This window comes from Enterococcus sp. (genome assembly GCF_032555305.1).
GTDB lineage: Bacteria > Bacillota > Bacilli > Lactobacillales > Enterococcaceae > Enterococcus_A.
Genome location: NZ_JAWGOQ010000013.1, coordinates 32,403 through 50,379 on the forward strand (window position 1 = coordinate 32,403; position 17,977 = coordinate 50,379).

Here is a 17,977-nt window from a genome sequence, read left to right on the forward strand (position 1 = left end):
CTTTGATAAGTTAAGCTTATGTGATTTACTGATCAAATGCCAATACATCTATTTAATAGCCTATAAGCAAAACTTATCAACGCTTACTTCAACAAATTAAGTAAGCGCTGGACAGGAGCATTTTGTGTTGTATCTAAATAGGCCAGAACGATCTCGAATCGATGATGAGAATCCTCAATTGGCAACAGCTTAAGATCCATCTCTTCGCCGATCAAGGGATAGTTTTCAGGAAAAAAGCCCACCATTTCACTATTTTGAATCAGAAAGATTTCTGTTTCGATATCATCCGTTACTTTAGCGATATTCGGCGCATAACCATCCTGCAAGGCATGATCCAGCATCAGATAGTAAGATTTTCCAATGGTTTCTGGCGATAGCATAATAATTGATTGTTCATACAGCTCTTCAAGCGATAACGACTCTTTGTTGAAGAAAGGGTGCTTCTTGCCGACGACTGCACAGTAGTCTCCATAATACAAAGGGAGTGTTTTGATTTGATTTTCTTCAAAAAAATCTGAGTCAAAACTAATCGCTAAATCGTAGCGATGATTCAAAAGATTTTCAGCGACACCTTTCAGTGGAACCTTCTCCACATCAAGTAAAATATTTTCTTCCTCAAGCTTTTTGTCCTGTACTACTTGAGAAAACAATTGAATATCCATGATGGAGGTATATTCGATTCGAATCCGATTTCTTTGTTCATTATAATCAGACATGCGCTGCGTCAACCGATCATATTGCTGCATTAGCTGAAGTGATTCCTGATAGAGAATTTTTCCAGCTTCAGTCGGTTTGACTGGAATTGTTGAACGATCAATTAACTGACAAGCAAAGTGTGTCTCCAAGAAACGAATTTGTTGAGTAATACTTGCTTGAGAGACGAAATTCTTTTTTCCCGCCTTCGTAAAGCTGCCTGTCTGGACTAAATCAATGAAGTATTTCAACTTTTCTAAATACATAATCTTTCCCCCGCTTCCTCTACTCCATTTTACCAAACACGGTTCCGGCTCTCCAAAAGGATGATAGAATTTTTTTGTCAAAAAAATTCAGAAAGTAATTAAGCTTTTCGGGTTTGTGATCACGAAAATGAATGATAGAATAGAGAATCATACTAAACAAGGAGAAACTTACTAATGACCAATGCACTTGAAATAAAAGATTTAAAAAAAGTCTACGCCACTGGTGTTGAGGCTTTAAAAGGAATTGATCTGACGGTTGAGGAAGGCGATTTTTATGCCTTGCTGGGTCCGAACGGTGCTGGAAAATCAACGACCATCGGAATCATCACTTCTTTAGTCAATAAAACCGCCGGCAAAGTAAAAGTTTTCGACTATGATTTGGACACAGAGCTAGTCATGGCGAAGCAGCAAATCGGCTTAGTCCCGCAGGAATTCAACTTCAATCCGTTTGAGACTGTCCAACAGATCGTTGTCAATCAAGCCGGCTATTATGGGGTTCCCCGTAAAGAAGCCCTGATCCGCAGTGAAAAATATTTGAAGCAATCTGATCTATGGGAAAAACGCAACGTCAGAGCCCGGATGCTATCCGGTGGGATGAAACGCCGCTTAATGATTGCCCGTGCGTTGATGCATGAACCGCGCTTGCTGATCTTGGATGAACCAACAGCTGGTGTCGATATTGAATTGCGCCGTGAAATGTGGACATTCTTAAGAGAGTTGAATGCCAATGGAACCACGATCATTTTGACCACTCACTATTTAGAAGAAGCCGAGATGCTTTGCCGCAATATTGGGATCATCCAATCTGGTGAACTGATCGAAAACACCAGCATGAAATCTTTACTATCGAAATTACAGTTTGAAACCTTTATTTTTGACCTTGAACCTTATGACAAGCAACCAGTAATCACTGGCTTCAAACATACCTTTGAAGACGATCAAACCTTAGAAGTGGAAGTCGTACGGGATCAAGGGATCAATGAATTGTTCGAACAATTAACAAGTCAAGGAATCAAAGTCCTGTCTATGCGGAACAAATCCAACCGCTTAGAAGAACTATTCCTGAAAATCACGGAGGAAAATCATGTCTAATCTCTATTTTACTGCCCTTAAAAGTCTGGCAGTCAAAGAAACCAATCGCTATCTGCGGATCTGGGTACAGACTTTAGTTCCGCCAGTCATCACCACCTCGCTGTACTTTGTCATTTTCGGCAATTTGATCGGTGGACGAATCGGTGATATGGCCGGCTTCTCTTATATGGAATTTATTGTTCCCGGACTGATCATGATGTCGGCGATCACCAGCTCATACGCCAATGTCTCGTCTTCCTTCTTCTCGCAAAAATTCCAGAAGAATATTGAAGAAATCTTGGTTGCACCTGTTCCTACTCATATCATCATTTGGGGCTTCGTAACTGGTGGTGTTGGCCGAAGCGTTCTAGTCGGATCATTAGTCACGGTCATTTCATTGTTCTTCGTACCGCTGCATGTCTATTCATGGGCGATCGTTGTTGTTACCTTATTGATGACCGCTATCCTGTTTTCATTGGCGGGATTATTGAACGGGATTTTCGCTCAATCCTTTGATGATGTATCCATCGTACCGACCTTTGTTTTACAGCCATTGACTTATCTTGGTGGAGTGTTCTATGCTATCTCGATGCTGCCGCCATTTTGGCAAGCTGTCTCAAAAATCAATCCGATCGTTTATATGATCTCCGGTTTCCGTTATGGCTTCCTTGGCGTAATGGATGTCTCGATCGTCGTATCAATGTCGATCTTAGTATTATTCATCGTGGTTCTTTACAGCGTTTGCTGGTATTTAATTGATCGCGGGCGTGGGTTAAGAAGTTAAATTAAAACAGCAGAATTTGAGTCAATCATAGTTGCTCAGATTCTGCTGTTTCGTTGTTATTCGCGTATACTCAATGCAGTTTTACGTTCTCTTCTGATTGATAAGTTCTCCAAGAACCATAATGCGTAATATCTTTTCGTTTATCTTTTGGTACTTCTTGGCAAATAAACCCTAATTTTTCTATCCCATTCTCTAATTTAACTTTTCCGATCCCTAGCGGAAAGGGAATGGTTTGTACAAAATCGCTGAGAGAATTATTCGGCAACCGCCAGACTTCAACCGCGATTTTTTCCCCGTTGCCTTTGTCTTTAATCAATCCTGGTTTACAAGGTTCTGTCGCTAATTCGTACAGACGATAATCTGCCGAAGTTTTTGTTTGATAACAAAATTCTCCACCGATTGCTCGCAAATCATTTTCTAAAGGGAATCCTCTCATGTGCAGCCCACAGACAACCAATTCCACCTTTTGCTTGTCATACTCAATTTCTTCCGCAAAATTCTTTAGCATCCGCTCCTCTTCTGGTAATGAAAACAAAGTAATTCCGAACGGTAGTCTACTTTTTACCGGAGCGGGCAACGCCATAGCACTCAAGTTCAGTAAATTACAATGATTGGTATAAAGCCCCATTTGACTATTAGTCGCAATAGGATCTGCTAAGACCTGATCGATTGTCCAAGTGCCCGTGCAGGTCGGTAAAATCAATAAACGATTCATCAAGCTTTTTTTAGTCGCTTTTTCTACTTTTTTACAAAAATGCAGCGATTCAAACAAAGAATTTGCGGAGTAATTTTTCTTTCTAGCTTCTTGCAGAATTTCCATTAAGGGTTGTTCCAAATCTTTTTCATGAGTAGCAGCAAAATTTCCAATCGCAACTTCTCGTTCGACGACAAATGGTCCCTCATATAATAATCTGGAAACAGCTTGGAGGTCCGTCATATCAAAAACCTCAACATTGATTCTTTCTCTAAGGTATGAGAGCATTTGCCCCCAGGCTTCCTCATAGTCTTTGGCGAAAGGACCGAAAAAAGTGAGCTTATTAGGTAGTAGAATGGTTTCTGGCATTGCTTTGCCTGATCCTTCCGCTGAATCTGATTTCGATAATACGTGATCGATTTGGTGAATGTCCTCCATAGAATTCGCAAAAAGTGATACACAATCAATTGATTCGCATGCGGGAACTACCCCTACTGTTGAATATCTGCCAACAGCAGCTTTATAGCCGATAATCTCATTTAGCGCCGCGGGTACTCGGCCTGAACCGGCAGTATCAGTCCCTAATGAGAAACAGACTTGACCCAAAGCCACCGAAACTGCCGACCCTGAACTGGAGCCCCCACTGATCATTTCAGGATTCAGTGCATTTTTGGTCACACCATAGGGAGAACGCGTCCCTACCAAGCCAGTCGCAAATTGATCTAGATTGGTTTTTCCAATGGGGATTGCGCCAGCTTGGATCAGTGCTTCCACCACTTCTGCCGATTTTTCGGGAATATAGGAAAACGCTGGACAGGCAGCCGTAGTGGGAACACCACGCAAATCAATATTGTCCTTGATGGCAAAAGGAATCCCCCATAAAGGCTTCTCAATCAGAGAGAACCTTCCTAACTTTTTCACATACTGCATAATCTCTTCTTTAGTCAGCAGATGAATCCAAACATGGTAGTCAGAGAATTTCTCGGCAGAAAGCAGTGCTTGGTCAACAACTTCCTCTACCGTCAAACTCTTTTTCAAATATCTTTCGTGCAACTGTCGGATGGTCATTTTTTTCAAAATTACACCCCCTCAATGAAAGCCAAGGATTCACCTGATTGTAAAACATCGCCTTGCTTGATTAAGATTTCCGAAATTTTCCCATCACATGGGGCATTGTAGGCAACTTCTGTTTTCATACTTTCAGTAACAACTATCGGATCCCCGCTTCTGACAAAATCGCCCTCATCCACTAATATTTTCCAGACACTTCCTGGAATCGAACATTTCAACACTTCGCTGTTTTCTGGAACCTCTAATTCGGGCATCGCTTTGTTATCCACTACCTCTGGGATAAACTCTAGTAATCCCTTCGCTTGCCAAGCTTCACGTTCCGCGTTGAAGGCCCGTTGCTGTCGCTCTTTTACACGACGAATCGCCGCTTCCTGTTCCGTGACCGTTTCTAAATAGTCCTTAATTGAAAATTCTGTTTCCTCAATTTCGATCGAATAGTTTCCTTGAACAAAATCCTTTCGATAGCGTTCCAGCTCTTCTGGTGCGACTAAGAAAAACTGCAGTTGATCAAAATAATCTAACAGCCATGGTTTTTCTGCGCTGAAGAAGGGCGTCTCCTTTTGCAGATTCCACATTTGGATCGTGCGTCCAAACAGCTGGTAACCTCCCGGACCCTCCATCCCATAAACGCAGAGATAAGCACCGCCGATCCCTACCGCATTTTCTGGGGTCCATGTTCTAGCAGGATTATACTTTGTTGTCACTAAGCGATGGGTTGGATTGATGGGAACCGCCACTGGCGCACCCAAGTAAACATCGCCCAAGCCCAAAACCATATACCGCGCGGATAGAATTGTTTCTTGAACCTTTGACTTCTCCGGCAGCCCATTGATTCTGCGAATGAACTCAATGTTGTCTGGACACCAAGGAGCATCGCCACGGACATTGTCCTGATAACGTCCCATGGCCTTCACTACCTCAGGATCATTCCAAGAAAGCGGTAATTTAACCACGCGTGAAGGAAATACAGCATTTTCCAGATCTGGCAAGTCATTGTCAAAACGCACGATGTCTTGTATCACCTCTTTTAACGATCGCTTACTGGTGTCGACCTGTATTTGTAGACTGCGAATCCCTGGCGTTAGATTGATGGCTGGCAACGTACTTTTCTTTATCTCGCGATACAGTGCATGAATCCTGACTCGTAAAAGAAAATCCAAATCCATCTCGCCATACTCCACTAACAAATAGCGATCACCTGATAAGCGGATCGTCAGCTCAATACCACTTGCATTTTTTTGTTGATAAAAAATCGGATACTCCGGTCTTTTTTTCAAATAATCCGTCTGTTCTTCTTTTTCATTTCGATATAGCTGCTTTAATATTTGTCTGCTCAGCGGCTGCTCTAACAACGCCTCTTGTTCCTGATTCAAGGCATTAGCTGTATCGATATCCACTAAACAAAATTGAAGCGTATCGCCCGGCTTCAGCTGGCCAATCTTCCACAAATCACTGGTAATGACCGTTGCTGGACAAACAAAGCCTCCTAGGCTGGGACCATCCGGCCCAAGTATGATCGGCATGTCTCCTGTAAAATCAATCGTTCCAACAGCATACGCATTGTCATGAATATTAGAAGGATGCAGCCCAGCTTCCCCACCATCTTCTCGTGCCCAATTTGGGGATGGTCCAATCATTCTTACCCCTGTTCGCGAACTATTAAAGTGGACCTCCCATTCTGCCGCACAAAACTCTTCTAAAAAGCCGGGATCAAGAAATTCATTCGTACAATGAGGACCAGGAGTCGCATAAAGCTTCCAATTTTGGTTCTCTCTAGTTATTTCAAAAGCTTCATTTAATGGTGCTGGTTTATTTTCAGAGGATTTCTTTGCCAAAGGATGCAGTATGTCTCCTGTTCGCAGCGTTCGCCCATTTTTCCCACCAAAATTTCCAAGCGTAAAGCATGAAGCACTTCCTAGCACCTTGGAAACATCAAAGCCTTGTTCAATCGCTAAGTAGGTTCTCATTCCTGATACCATTTCACCAAAGCTCAAAATCTGTCCGGCTTTTACTTGAATAGGCTGAAACATCGGGATTGGACGACCATCCAACTTTGGCTGCAGATCTGCCCCGGTTAGAGCGATCTGCATTGCTCCTCGAAACAACCATTTCCCACCAGACAAGGTAAGCTCTATGACTGGCGCCTCCATTGAATTGCCTAATAGTTTATTAGCCAAGCGACTCGATAAAGCATCCATCGCCCCTGATGGAGGAACGCCAACGCCCCAATAGCCGATTCGTCCAGGAAAATCCTGAATTGTACTATGAAATCCGCCATCCAATACTTCTAAAGCTGGAATATCAATTGATAGATTCTCCAGTGTTTTTGTCGTTGACCAACTATTTGTTTCGTTTAAATAAGCATAAACCTCTCGTAGAAAAGGGAGATTGGTTTCAATTCCGTAGATGTTCGTCTCTGCCAGACTCTGCCCTAATTTTTCTAACGCCTCTTTTCTAGTTGTCCCATGACAAATTATTTTCGCCAGCATGGGATCATAAAAGGAACTGATGTCTGAATGATTCGAAATAAACGTCTCTGTCCGCGCGGCTTCACTCCACACGACTTCATCAATATGCCCGACACTTGGACGAAAATCATGATAATAGTCCTCCGCATATAATCGCGCTTCAAAGCTGCTTCCATGAGGAACAAGCTTAACCTCAGACAGTTCCGAAAATCCATCAGCCGCCTCTTTGATCATCCACTCTACCAAATCGATCTGAAAGACCTCTTCAGTAATCCCATGTTCTACTTGAAGTCTCGTATTAACCTCCAAAAAATAGAACTTTTCAGTAGCGACATCATAAAGAAACTCGACCGTTCCGACATTTCGATACCCTACCGATTCTCCAAGCTTCTTAGCCGCCTGCTGCAGCTCATGACGTGTAGCAGCCGATATCCCATAAGCAGGGCATTCTTCAATCACTTTTTGGTTGCGGCGCTGCAGGGAACAATCTCTTTCCCCAATCGTCACCAATTTTCCTGTAGCATTTCCAAATATCTGTACTTCAATATGCCGAGCGTCAGCGATATACTTTTCTAGAAATACACCACTATCACCAAAGTTAGTCTTTGCCTGATTTACCACACTCTCATAGGAATTTAGCAGCTCCTCTTGATCAATGCAGACCTTCATTCCAATCCCGCCGCCTCCAGCAGTACTTTTCAGCATCACCGGGTAGCCTATTCGGTCGGCTGCTGCTTTCAACTCTTTTTTTCCAGTTAAAAGCTCCGTGCCAGAAATCATTGGTACCCCGACCTTCGACGCATAGTCTCTTGCCAAATGCTTCAACCCGAACTCTCGAATATGTTGCGCCTCAGGACCAATAAAGGTTATTCCCTCAGCCATACATTCCTCTACAAAATCAGCATTTTCACTCAGAAAGCCATATCCAGGAATAATCGCGTCGGCTTGGCATTTCTTCGCCACTCTCAAGATCTGTTGACTGTCTAAATACGTTTCATCAACCGTTCGCCCTTCGAGCAGATAACTTTCATCGGCCAATTCAACATGCAGGCTCTTCTCGTCTGCCTCTGCATAAATCGCAACGGATGAGATCGTCATTTTTTTTAACGTTCGGATGATTCGAACGGCTATTTCTCCACGATTTGCAACCAATACTTTGTTAAACATCTGATCATCCTTTATTTTATTTGGTCTTCAGCCAAATTATTTTCAAAAGCTCTTGTATTTTCAGCACAAGCAGTAACTACCGGATCTAATAAATCTGCGGACCAGCCTTCATATATTTCCAGTTGAAATTCCCCTCTTGGATATTCACTCGCTGAATCTAAGGGATGGGGGGTATTTGAAAGGATAAGTAATACCGATGAATCTGCCCTGAGAACCACTTCTTTATCCAATGTCTTTTCAGGGATATAACTCAGCTTGCCATCATCGTCTGAAACAACTTTTGAGAACAGGTTGACTACTGACGATAAATCACGACGATCCAGCCCTCGGCGAAACAGCTCAATCGAGAAGTTGTCATAGCTATTTCGCTGCCTCTCATTCCGTTCAAGCTGATAGGTTGATTCACCAAACTTTTCTGAGATTTTAGTCTTAGTGGTATGACCACAAACGGTATCATGCCAGCCAAAAGTATCCTTCATTACACTCAACAGCATCTTTCCGTTATCACTCATCAGCAGATTGTCTTTCGAAAGAAAAAAAGTGTGCTGCGCCTTTAACGAATCCGGCATATTGTATTTTTCTTCTGGATGCTCCCCATGGTACGCTCCCATCACTAGATTACAATTCTCCTCTTTAGCGACTATTCGAACATACTTGCCAGCGCCTACATATTCCGACCATTTCTCACCAGGCAACAGTCTTTTCGTATACAACAGCTTCATTACGCTTCTCCTTTCCAAATCAACACCTCTATCGGCGTGGGGTTATAAGCATTACAGGGATTATTTAATTGCGGACAATTACTGATCAACACAACGACATCCTCCAAAGCTTCCAGCTCGACATAGAATCCTGCTCCAGATACACCATCCTTAAAATCTAAGCATCCTTCTGGGGCTACCGGTACATTCATAAAGAAATTGATGTTTGGTGCTAAATCTCTTTTTGAAAATGGATATCCTGACGCAAAGCGGCTCATTTCCAGCATGAATGTATCGCGACAAGCATGCATAGATACCTTTTCTCTTTGATAGCGCACAGTATTACTTTGACAAGAACAAGCCCCGCCGATCGTATCGTGCTGACCACAGGTATCCGCCGTAATTTTCAACATTTTTTTCCCAGATTCGCTTACTAAAATCGTTCCCGTACTCAAATAGAGACTCTCTTGCTCTTGGATTGTCATCGAAGCACTATAATGATCGGCTGGATCATCTGCTAAAAAGAAGAGGGTATCTGCTGCCTGATTTCCTGCCTGATCGACAATGCGCAGTGTATCGCCTTTGTTTATCCTCTTCATAAATCCGTCCCCGGCTAAAATTTCTTTTTTATAATCAGAATTTTCTGACTTTTTTTCGCTTAACGTAGGGATGAAAACCATCGTGAATCACTCCATTCTTCTATAGTTAATCGTTCCATCAACGGCCACTTTGGCTACCGATGAATAATTTCGTCGATCTCTTTTTTAATCGAGATAAATTGCGGATCATCCTTTAAAGCTAATCCTCTTTGGTAAGGTAAATAGATCGGTATCGTTTCTTTGATTTCACCTGGACCGCTGCTCATAATCACCACTCGTTGCCCTAAAAAGGCGGCTTCTTCAATGTCATGGGTAATGAAAAGAATCGTGGGACGTTCGACTTCCCAGATTTCTCGCATCAGTAATTGCATCGAGCTTTTCGTCTCTGGGTCCAAAGCGCCAAACGGCTCATCCATCAATAAAACCTCCGGACTATTTGCCAACGAACGGGCAATCGCTACTCGCTGCTTCATCCCGCCTGAAAGTTCTTTGGGTAAGCTTTTACGAAATTTTTCCAACCCAATAGCTTCTATATAACGATCAACGATCTCTTTGATCTTTTCCTTTGGCTTTTTAGCGATTTTCAGTCCAAAAGCAATGTTTTCCTCCACATTCAACCAAGGAAATAAGGAATACCCTTGAAACACCATTCCGCGATCTGCTCCAGGACCAACCAATTCTCGGTCATTTAACACAATACTTCCCGAAGTCATATCATCTAGTCCGCCCAAAATTTTCAACAAGGTTGATTTTCCGCAGCCTGAAGGCCCAACGACACATAGGAACTCATTATCCAAGATGTCTAAATTAATATTTTTTAAAGCGACGACCTCATTTTTCTTTGAACGATAGATTTTATTGACCCGTTCAAAGGAAATTTTACTGCTGGCAATTTTTGCTTCTAATCCAAATTCTCCAGTTATTGCTGCCATCTTTTCCACACTCCCTACTCTTCAACCCAGCGAAACAGCACTTTGTTCAATAAAGCGAAGGCTCGGTCCGTAATTAATCCCAATAGTCCAATCACTAAAATCCCCATAAAGATAGATGAAGTATCCAGGAAACGCTGTGCTTTCAAAATGTTGTAGCCCAGTCCGGAATTCGCTGCGACTAATTCAGCGACAACTAAGTACGTCCATGCCCACCCCATGATCATCCGTAAACTTTCCATTAGCTTCGGCAGCATCGCAGGCAGGATTACTTTAAAGATCACAGTTGTTGATTTCCCGCCGAGTGTGTAGGCAGCATTGATCAAATTGGATGGCACACTTTTTACATTGTCCGCCACCATTGGAATGAGCTGAAATAGAATCCCTAACAGGATGACAGCCACTTTCGCATTCTCACCGATACCGATCCAAACCATAATCAGCGGAACAAAAGCAGGCACCGGCAAATACCTGAAAAACTCTGTTAACGGTAAGATGAACGCTTCAATTTTTGAAAAGGAGCCTACTAAAATCCCTAATGGAACTCCAATTAGTGTCGCCAGCAAAAAACCTTTAATGATTCGAGAAAAGCTTACCCAGGTGTCTGCCGCCAGCGAACCGTCCTTCACTCCATTGATAAACGCTTCGATGACTAACGCGGGTGCTGGCAAGAAGATTTGACTAACGACTCCGCTGCTGCTCAAAAGCTGCCATAATGCCAATACTAAGATAAAAGCTGCCGCTGCAATTACTGTATAGTTTTGTTTGGAGATTACTTTTCTGAGTTTGATTTTACTTCCCGTTCTCGGCAAAGTTTTTATATCCATCCTATCTCCCCCTGTCTATTGCTTCTTAGTATCTGGAACGTTTTTATCGGGAGATTCTTTATACAGCTTATCGATGTATGTCGAATCAAAAATACTCGCTGGATCAGATAGTTCCGTCGATACCATTTTCTGCTTCAGTAAAAAGTCTGCGGTTTTTTCTGCCGTGTAAGGCAAGTAGGAATAATCCTCGGCCTTCGTATTAAAGGCTTCGTAATTGTCCTTGATTGAAAACAGTCGCGCTCCCGCCATGGCAGTTGCCATTTCCTCAGTGCTTATATCCGCCTGCTTCGCCATGAAAGCCAATGCTTCATCTGGCTTCTCTACATAATCCTCCATCCCGTCAAAATAAGCATTGACGATTTTTTGAACATCGTTGGACCGATTCTTTAATAGGTCACCGCTGACCATCAATGTATCTGGTATCAGTCCTGGCGTTTTTGATGAATCAAACAACAAGTTAGTGTCGCCATCAGAAGCTGCGTAGCTTAAAGACGGTTCCCATAGACTAGCCGCATCGACTTTTCCCGAAATTACCGCAGGTCCGGCATTTTCTACTGTCATATTCGTCAACTTGATGTCCGATTCCTTTAAACCGGCCGTCTCCAAAGCATTCAGTAAAAAGAAATGCTCAATCGTTCCAATTTCGGTAGCTACCGTCTTCCCCTTTAACCCTTCTAGAGAAGTAATGCTAGATTGGGCAACGATCCCATCTGCCCCGGATGAGTTATCATTCACTAAAACTACCTTAAAATCGACTCCCTTGAGTGCTGGTGAAATCGTATCGCTCAAAGCCGCACAAACGCCATCAATCTGTCCACTGTTGAAGGCCTGAAGGGAATCGCTATAGGTGTTGAACCAAACAAGTTCCACATCTACATCATTTTTTTCAAACTGCTTAAAGCCTTCCACGGCATACCATGTATACCAACCTGGAAAAGCACTGACACCAATCTTAATTTCCTTATCCGCTGATTTCTTAGCGGCGGTTTTAGCATCACCGCTACTATCATTCCCACAACCGACCAATATTACGATTGCTAAAACGGCCATTACCAAATAACCAACAATTTTTTTCATTTACCATACACGCTCCTTTTAGACTAAAGCTTCCTTACCTGTCTCGTTTGTTCGAATTCGAATCGCTGAATCCAATGGTGTTACAAAAATTTTCCCGTCACCTTTGTTTCCTGTCTTATTGACCTTTAGGATTGTCTCAATCAAATGATCTAAGTATTTTTCTTCAATATAGATATCAATCATTCGTTTGCTTACGAACGGATATTCTTTGACAAGTTTTCTAACATCAGAATCATTGATATCAAAATTCTGTTGTTCTTTTCCCCTGCCTAAAACACGATAGGTATTCAGCGAAAAAAAGTTTTCCTTTATCAACGCTGCTTTTGTCTCGTAATACTTGTTATCCCGTATAATCACCGTGACTAGCTTCATTCACTCAACTCCTATAATTTTTCTAGACCACTACTGACTGTAATAGCTCTTTCAACCGGCAACACGAATATTTTTCCATCGCCAAATGATCCTTCTGCACCTGATCGACAGACTTTTTGAACTAAATCGATAACCGCTATTTCATCCTCATCCTCGACAACAAGCACGATGGTCTCTTTAGGGATTTCGTCATAATAAACATCTCCCAACTTGAGCCCACGTTGTTTTCCTCTTCCCAATACACTGTACCTAGTTGCCGAAATAAACCCTTTTTCAGCAAGCTCACTCAACACCTCATCTGCTTTTTCTGGTCTTACAATCGCTCGAATCATTTTCATACTTCTCATCCCTTCTAAAAAAAATACACTGTTCGACCTCTTGCACTCAGAGGCCTAACAGTGCTAAGCATTTTCCATATAAATCACCGACCCCGGCAGGTAAATGATTCTGGATATTTATCAACATCATAAAGAATATCCAATGATATTTCAATAGCGTATGTTACATTATCTAACATGAAAAACAAGTTTTTTTAAAAAAAGAACATTTAACGTGATGTTTCATAACACGAAAATGTTTAATTCATCTATTTTAGTCCAGAAAAAAGCAGATAATGAGTTTTTGACAACTCACTATCTGCTTTATTAACAATAAGAAGCCTAAGTCAAAATTGCCTGACTCATCTGCAACAACTTCTCCACATCTTCCGGACTTGTATTTCCTGTCTTAGGATCAATAATCGAACTATAGACATGAGGAATAATTTTCTTAACTCCAGCGTCGATCGCGATTTGCACGATTTCCGCAAAATTATTCAAATCTATCCCGCCGGTTGGCTCCAAGTAGAAATCATATTTAGCGCAAGCTTCAGCAACTGCTTGATACTCCTCTTTATGAGACAAGCCCTTCATCGGGAAGTATTTCACCGAGCTGCCCCCCATATCCTGCAGCAGTTTAATTGCTGTTTCGATCGGTACGATGGCTTCTGGTGCCTGCGAACTTAATGGTCCAGTCGCAATATTGACGTAGCCGACTTTTCCAGTTGGTGAGACTAAACCGTTAATGATTGTTTTCTTCTGTCCTAATAGTGCGCGAGAAGTTCCCACTCCAGTAAACACTTGATTGACATGTTGCGGCTGTAAAACAGCGGAGACACGCGAGACCATTTGGCTTTGATTAGGATCACCGGCCCCTAACCCAACAGATAAGGCATTATCCGTTGCCGCTTGATATAACTTCATATCTGCGATCGCTGCTTCATCGGTAGCATAATTCTTCGACAATACCCCTAGTACAACATGCCCTTCTGCAGCATCATAACAATCTTTGGCATTCTCTACGGAATTGGCTAAGACATTTATACATATCCGATCATTTAAATAATTGGGACTTAATGACATTGTTCATATTCCTCATTTCATAATTTCTTGCAAACGTTGAACGATTTTCTCCATTTCTTGCTCATTAACCGAACGAACATCAAACTCAATAATTCCGTTATTCGCTTGGTATTCTCGCGTATAAATTGCCGGATTTTCTTCTTTCAGTTCAGCAATAACTTCCTTGGCTGATTTTGATCCGCTGACTTTAAGACTCCCTCGATAAATATCGCGTCCAGCGCCATCTTGTACAATCTTCGCTTCTAATCCAGCAATTTGATTGACTGCTGCGATAAATGGTTCCAAGCGCTGCTTCATCGCGTTACCAGATTCGCTGCCATGAGCCAAATAATCTTCTACCGCTTGCGTAAACCCCAACACATTATCCTTGCCGATCTTCATTGAACGGCCGATTCCTTTGCTCTGCAATCTCACCCATTCCACATACTGCTGCTTGCCGATAACTAATCCAGCGCTGGGGCCTTCGATCGCCTTAGCTCCTGAATAAATCACTAGATCGGCACCTGCTTGAGTATAGTTGAAAAGATCCTCTTCCGCAGCGGCATCTACAATCAAAGGGAGATCGTATTTTCTAGCTACTCCGACTGCTTCTTCTACACTCAGCATACTTTTTTGAACTGTATGATGGCTTTTTATATACAAAATCGCCGCTGTTTCAGCCGTTACCATCATTTCTAAATGTTCCGCTGAACACATATTGGCATAACCAGCCTCAATGACTTTTCCGCCGCCCTGCTGAACCATGACCTCCACCGGGGTTCCATAATCCACATTGTGTCCTTTTGGAAGGATGATCTCACGCTTTGTTATCTTAGAAGTATAAGGATGGTACACGTGATAGAGACTGCCTTCGCCAATCACCGCGGCAACAGACTGAGCGATGCCTGCCGAAGCAGAAGAAACGATTTGGGCATCTTCTGTTTTCAGCAAGCCAGCCAGATACTTCCCTGTTTGAACCATTAAATCACTCATCTCAAAGAAATGTTCGCCGCCAAAGCGCTGGGCTTCCATTACTTTTTTCGATACCTTCGACACGCCTAAAATCGTCATTCGTCCAGACGCGTTGATGACTTCTTTTAGACCAAATTTTTCATAGCTGATCATGTTTACACCTTCATTTTTATAATAGTCCGAAGAACGATGCGACGATACTGATTATGACGATCGTGCCAATAATGATACCGTAGCGCGGACCTTTTTTAACCATAAAATAGTAAATCGCGAACACCGCAGTCAGCGGCAACAAGCCTCTCACGATCTGATCAAAAATATCCTGTAAAATAATCGTGGCGCCACCGGGAACTTTGAATTTCATTGGGCTGGTAATATTTACATAGCTGGCACTCAGAGCCCCCATCATCATCATTCCTAAAACATTAGCAGCATAGATCACTTGCTTGATCTTGCCGTCCTTCAGCAAGCTCAAAATCGAATTACGTCCTAGCGTATAGGATTTATTGATTAACAACCAGCTGATATACATCGTTACTGCTGTATAAATCACAATTGGTCCAATCCCGCCGATCGCATTCCCATTCGAAGCCATTGGAATAAAGATCGAGATGATCAGCGGCATAACAGCCGCCCAAATAATTGAGTCGCCGATCCCAGCCAACGGTCCCATCAAACCAGTTTTGATCGAAGTGATCGCCGTATCCGTGATCGCTGCGCCGTTGGATTTTTCTTCCTCCATCGCAATAACTATCCCTTGAATAGAAGAACCGATCGTTCCCTCTGTGTTAAAGAAATTCAAATGGCGTTTCAAGGCTTCTCTTTGCGCATCCTCATCATCAGCATACAGCTTTTTGACCGCCGGAATCATTGAAGCACAAAAGACCAAACTTTGCAGACGCTCATAGGAATTGGATAGCTCACAACCTAATTGATAGATCCAGAATGAACGAGATAATTCTTTCTTCGTAATTTTCTTTTGCTCTAATTGCTGTTCGTTTTTTTCTGTCATTTGTTCCATTATGCTGCCGCCTCCTCATCTAACGCTTTGTTTCTAACCAAGAATGCTATACAGATACCAATAATTGCTACAGCCATGACCTCCGCACCAAAGTAAACAACGGCCACAAAACCGATCAAGAAATAAGGAATCAAATGCTTCTTCCCGATTACCATAATCGTTAAAGCAAATCCAAGGGCTGGCAAAATTCCACCCATAACTTCAAAGCCATGCATCAGCCATTTCGGAATCACATCTAAAATCTGATTGACGATCGATTGACCAAAGAAATTCGCAGCGAACACAAGCGGAAAACGAATAACAAAACCAGCCATTGCAGGATAAAGAAATGCTGCCCGATAAATCCCTGAATAATTTAAATCCTCCGCATATTTGTCTGCCATGTGAACCCAAGTCGCATTGATCGTCCGGCGAAGCTGATCCATGAATACGCCCAATACACCAAACGGCACCGCCAACGCAATCGCCGCTTCCGCATTCATCCCAACACCTAAAGCAATCGGAATCGCAATAGCAGATGCAAGCGCCGGATCACTCGGAACATTTCCGCCAGGTGTCGAGGTTACACCCAAGTAAACCAGCTGAATCCCTGCACCAATCACCATCGCCTCTGCCAATTTGCCCGTCGCAACTCCCGCGATCAACGCCGCCGAAAGTGGCTGGGACAGCATTCCTGAGAAGGTGTAGCCAAAACGCAGACGCGCAAACCAATAGTACAACCCCATCACGATTGAAATACCTAGAACAGCCATAATTCAAACACTCCTTTTTCATATTAATGTATTTATTTTTCCTTCAGAAAAATAAGTTCGATTTTCAAGCCGTATACCATCTAACTAGATTTTGTTCATTGATTTGTTCTGAACTTTCGTTTTCATTTCGTATCAAGTAAACTGTGAAAAGTTAGACTGGCATCCTTTTTCTTTTATAGTGATTTGTATTTTTCGATTAATTTTTGGATCGGTACTGGTGTTTCTTCTGGAATGGCTTGGAAGTATACGTCCATTTCCTTCGCTAATAGTCCTTCTAAGATTTCGACATCTTCTTCGGATAGATTAATATTTTTCACGACGTTTTTACGACTAGGTCCGCCGCCTAATCCGCCGACCTGAATCGCTTCGGTCACGATCCCAGCTTCGACCATTTCCTTTAAGGTGGTTAAATCAGGAACTAAAAATAATACCTTCGTATTTTTTTCTGACGCTTCATTCTCCCAATAATTTTTAACTGATCCTGTTCCTTTGATGATGACTTCCACTCCCGGAGGTGCCGCCATCAAGTAAATACTTTGCAGAAATTCATCCTGCTCCAATTCATCACTCACTACAATGATTTCATTCGCTGCTGATTGCTGCAGCCATTTAGTAACAACTTGACCATGAATCAAGCGGCTATCTACTCTTGCTAACACGATTTTTGACATTTCACTCATCCTTTACTGTTTAATTGGTAATTCCAATATCTGACAACTATCAACGACTGTCCTGTGAATCTCCTGCGCCAACTCCCTTGTAAACCCGCCAGCCTCTTGCTTCATAACTGCCTCCAATAACATGGATGCACACAATCCTGAAATTGCCACAACTTCATAATCCTTTGACAAGCGCAACGCGACATTACTCGGTGTTCCACCCTTGATATCTGTTAGAATCAACAGTTTATCAGTCCATTTCAATTGATCGATCTGCGCTTTGACCCGCTCCAAATAATCTGGCAAAGAATCTTCTGCGTTTAAAGCAACCTCATGAACATTGCTGATTTCTCCAACAATCATTTGAACACTTTTTAAAAGCTCTAGTCCCCAACCATTATGTGTCAAAATTAAAATCGGCTCTTTTTCCATACCCTCAATCCTCGCTTCCACTAACATTGTTTTCACTTTCCTA

At 42.4% G+C, this 17,977-nt stretch carries 18 protein-coding genes; 2 read left to right on the top strand and 16 right to left on the bottom strand.

Features of this window, described 5'->3' with window-relative positions; translation table 11 throughout:
* Positions 1-83: 83 nt before the first annotated feature.
* Entirely contained in the window at positions 84-959 is an 876-nt protein-coding gene (locus E6139_RS11040) for a LysR family transcriptional regulator (protein ID WP_316403130.1), read from the bottom strand.
* 174 nt (positions 960-1,133) lie between these two features.
* On the opposite strand from E6139_RS11040, the gene E6139_RS11045 reads away from it, so the two are divergent.
* Positions 1,134-2,051: an ABC transporter ATP-binding protein gene (locus E6139_RS11045; RefSeq protein WP_316403131.1), complete on the top strand. Its 918-nt coding sequence runs from the start codon at positions 1,134-1,136 to the stop codon at positions 2,049-2,051.
* Positions 2,044-2,814 (top strand): ABC transporter permease, encoded by a 771-nt coding sequence (locus E6139_RS11050; protein WP_316403132.1) that lies wholly within the window; start codon positions 2,044-2,046, stop codon positions 2,812-2,814. Before E6139_RS11045 ends, E6139_RS11050 begins: the two co-directional genes overlap by 8 nt.
* 70 nt (positions 2,815-2,884) lie before the next feature.
* On the opposite strand, the gene atzF is transcribed toward E6139_RS11050, so the two are convergent.
* From atzF to E6139_RS11125, 15 genes are all read right to left on the bottom strand, one after another.
* Positions 2,885-4,576 (bottom strand): allophanate hydrolase, encoded by a 1,692-nt coding sequence (gene atzF, locus E6139_RS11055; RefSeq protein ID WP_316403204.1) that lies wholly within the window; start codon positions 4,574-4,576, stop codon positions 2,885-2,887.
* An 11-nt stretch (positions 4,577-4,587) separates the two neighbouring features.
* Positions 4,588-8,214, bottom strand: a complete 3,627-nt coding sequence (uca, locus tag E6139_RS11060; protein ID WP_316403133.1) for an urea carboxylase — start codon at positions 8,212-8,214, stop codon at positions 4,588-4,590.
* Positions 8,215-8,225: 11 nt separating this feature from the next.
* A complete protein-coding gene (locus E6139_RS11065) occupies positions 8,226-8,936 on the bottom strand; it encodes an urea amidolyase associated protein UAAP1 (protein ID WP_316403134.1) in 711 nt (236 codons plus the stop codon).
* Positions 8,936-9,595, bottom strand: coding sequence for an urea amidolyase associated protein UAAP2 (locus E6139_RS11070; RefSeq protein ID WP_316403135.1), 660 nt, complete (start codon positions 9,593-9,595; stop codon positions 8,936-8,938). Before E6139_RS11070 ends, E6139_RS11065 begins: the two co-directional genes overlap by 1 nt.
* A gap of 53 nt (positions 9,596-9,648) precedes the next feature.
* Positions 9,649-10,446, bottom strand: a complete 798-nt coding sequence (locus E6139_RS11075; RefSeq protein WP_316403136.1) for an ABC transporter ATP-binding protein — start codon at positions 10,444-10,446, stop codon at positions 9,649-9,651.
* Between the two features lie 14 nt (positions 10,447-10,460).
* Positions 10,461-11,270, bottom strand: coding sequence for an ABC transporter permease (locus tag E6139_RS11080; protein ID WP_316403137.1), 810 nt, complete (start codon positions 11,268-11,270; stop codon positions 10,461-10,463).
* Between the two features lie 15 nt (positions 11,271-11,285).
* Positions 11,286-12,347, bottom strand: a complete 1,062-nt coding sequence (locus tag E6139_RS11085; protein ID WP_316403138.1) for an ABC transporter substrate-binding protein — start codon at positions 12,345-12,347, stop codon at positions 11,286-11,288.
* Between the two features lie 18 nt (positions 12,348-12,365).
* Complete coding sequence (locus E6139_RS11090) at positions 12,366-12,719, bottom strand: P-II family nitrogen regulator (RefSeq protein WP_316403139.1); 354 nt, start codon at positions 12,717-12,719, stop codon at positions 12,366-12,368.
* An 11-nt stretch (positions 12,720-12,730) separates the two neighbouring features.
* Positions 12,731-13,057, bottom strand: coding sequence for a P-II family nitrogen regulator (locus E6139_RS11095; protein WP_316403140.1), 327 nt, complete (start codon positions 13,055-13,057; stop codon positions 12,731-12,733).
* Between the two features lie 321 nt (positions 13,058-13,378).
* Positions 13,379-14,119, bottom strand: a complete 741-nt coding sequence (dagF, locus tag E6139_RS11100; RefSeq protein ID WP_316403141.1) for a 2-dehydro-3-deoxy-phosphogluconate aldolase — start codon at positions 14,117-14,119, stop codon at positions 13,379-13,381.
* Positions 14,120-14,131: 12 nt separating this feature from the next.
* A complete protein-coding gene (locus E6139_RS11105; protein ID WP_316403142.1) occupies positions 14,132-15,223 on the bottom strand; it encodes a DgaE family pyridoxal phosphate-dependent ammonia lyase in 1,092 nt (363 codons plus the stop codon).
* A 16-nt stretch (positions 15,224-15,239) separates the two neighbouring features.
* Positions 15,240-16,091, bottom strand: a complete 852-nt coding sequence (locus tag E6139_RS11110; protein ID WP_316403143.1) for a PTS system mannose/fructose/sorbose family transporter subunit IID — start codon at positions 16,089-16,091, stop codon at positions 15,240-15,242.
* Complete coding sequence (locus tag E6139_RS11115; protein ID WP_316403144.1) at positions 16,091-16,843, bottom strand: PTS sugar transporter subunit IIC; 753 nt, start codon at positions 16,841-16,843, stop codon at positions 16,091-16,093. The genes E6139_RS11110 and E6139_RS11115 overlap by 1 nt, the downstream gene beginning before the upstream one ends.
* 173 nt (positions 16,844-17,016) lie before the next feature.
* On the bottom strand, positions 17,017-17,514 hold the full coding sequence (locus tag E6139_RS11120) for a PTS sugar transporter subunit IIB (RefSeq protein WP_316403145.1): 498 nt from the start codon (positions 17,512-17,514) through the stop codon (positions 17,017-17,019).
* A gap of 12 nt (positions 17,515-17,526) precedes the next feature.
* Positions 17,527-17,934, bottom strand: a complete 408-nt coding sequence (locus tag E6139_RS11125) for a PTS sugar transporter subunit IIA (RefSeq protein ID WP_316403205.1) — start codon at positions 17,932-17,934, stop codon at positions 17,527-17,529.
* Positions 17,935-17,977: the final 43 nt, after the last annotated feature.

Bases quoted from the DNA above. Each gene is read 5' to 3' on its own strand.
- E6139_RS11080 (WP_316403137.1), bottom strand. From the start codon at position 11,270: ATGGATATAAAAACTTTGCCGAGAACGGGAAGTAAAATCAAACTCAGA.
- E6139_RS11075 (WP_316403136.1), bottom strand. From the start codon at position 10,446: ATGGCAGCAATAACTGGAGAATTTGGATTAGAAGCAAAAATTGCCAGC.
- E6139_RS11110 (WP_316403143.1), bottom strand. From the start codon at position 16,091: ATGGAACAAATGACAGAAAAAAACGAACAGCAATTAGAGCAAAAGAAA.
- E6139_RS11045 (WP_316403131.1), top strand. From the start codon at position 1,134: ATGACCAATGCACTTGAAATAAAAGATTTAAAAAAAGTCTACGCCACT.
- E6139_RS11070 (WP_316403135.1), bottom strand. From the start codon at position 9,595: ATGGTTTTCATCCCTACGTTAAGCGAAAAAAAGTCAGAAAATTCTGAT.
- E6139_RS11065 (WP_316403134.1), bottom strand. From the start codon at position 8,936: ATGAAGCTGTTGTATACGAAAAGACTGTTGCCTGGTGAGAAATGGTCG.
- E6139_RS11085 (WP_316403138.1), bottom strand. From the start codon at position 12,347: ATGAAAAAAATTGTTGGTTATTTGGTAATGGCCGTTTTAGCAATCGTA.
- E6139_RS11125 (WP_316403205.1), bottom strand. From the start codon at position 17,934: ATGGAAAAAGAGCCGATTTTAATTTTGACACATAATGGTTGGGGACTA.
- E6139_RS11095 (WP_316403140.1), bottom strand. From the start codon at position 13,057: ATGAAAATGATTCGAGCGATTGTAAGACCAGAAAAAGCAGATGAGGTG.
- E6139_RS11050 (WP_316403132.1), top strand. From the start codon at position 2,044: ATGTCTAATCTCTATTTTACTGCCCTTAAAAGTCTGGCAGTCAAAGAA.
- E6139_RS11040 (WP_316403130.1), bottom strand. From the start codon at position 959: ATGTATTTAGAAAAGTTGAAATACTTCATTGATTTAGTCCAGACAGGC.
- atzF (WP_316403204.1), bottom strand. From the start codon at position 4,576: ATGACCATCCGACAGTTGCACGAAAGATATTTGAAAAAGAGTTTGACG.
- E6139_RS11090 (WP_316403139.1), bottom strand. From the start codon at position 12,719: ATGAAGCTAGTCACGGTGATTATACGGGATAACAAGTATTACGAGACA.
- E6139_RS11105 (WP_316403142.1), bottom strand. From the start codon at position 15,223: ATGATCAGCTATGAAAAATTTGGTCTAAAAGAAGTCATCAACGCGTCT.
- E6139_RS11120 (WP_316403145.1), bottom strand. From the start codon at position 17,514: ATGTCAAAAATCGTGTTAGCAAGAGTAGATAGCCGCTTGATTCATGGT.
- dagF (WP_316403141.1), bottom strand. From the start codon at position 14,119: ATGTCATTAAGTCCCAATTATTTAAATGATCGGATATGTATAAATGTC.
- E6139_RS11115 (WP_316403144.1), bottom strand. From the start codon at position 16,843: ATGGCTGTTCTAGGTATTTCAATCGTGATGGGGTTGTACTATTGGTTT.
- uca (WP_316403133.1), bottom strand. From the start codon at position 8,214: ATGTTTAACAAAGTATTGGTTGCAAATCGTGGAGAAATAGCCGTTCGA.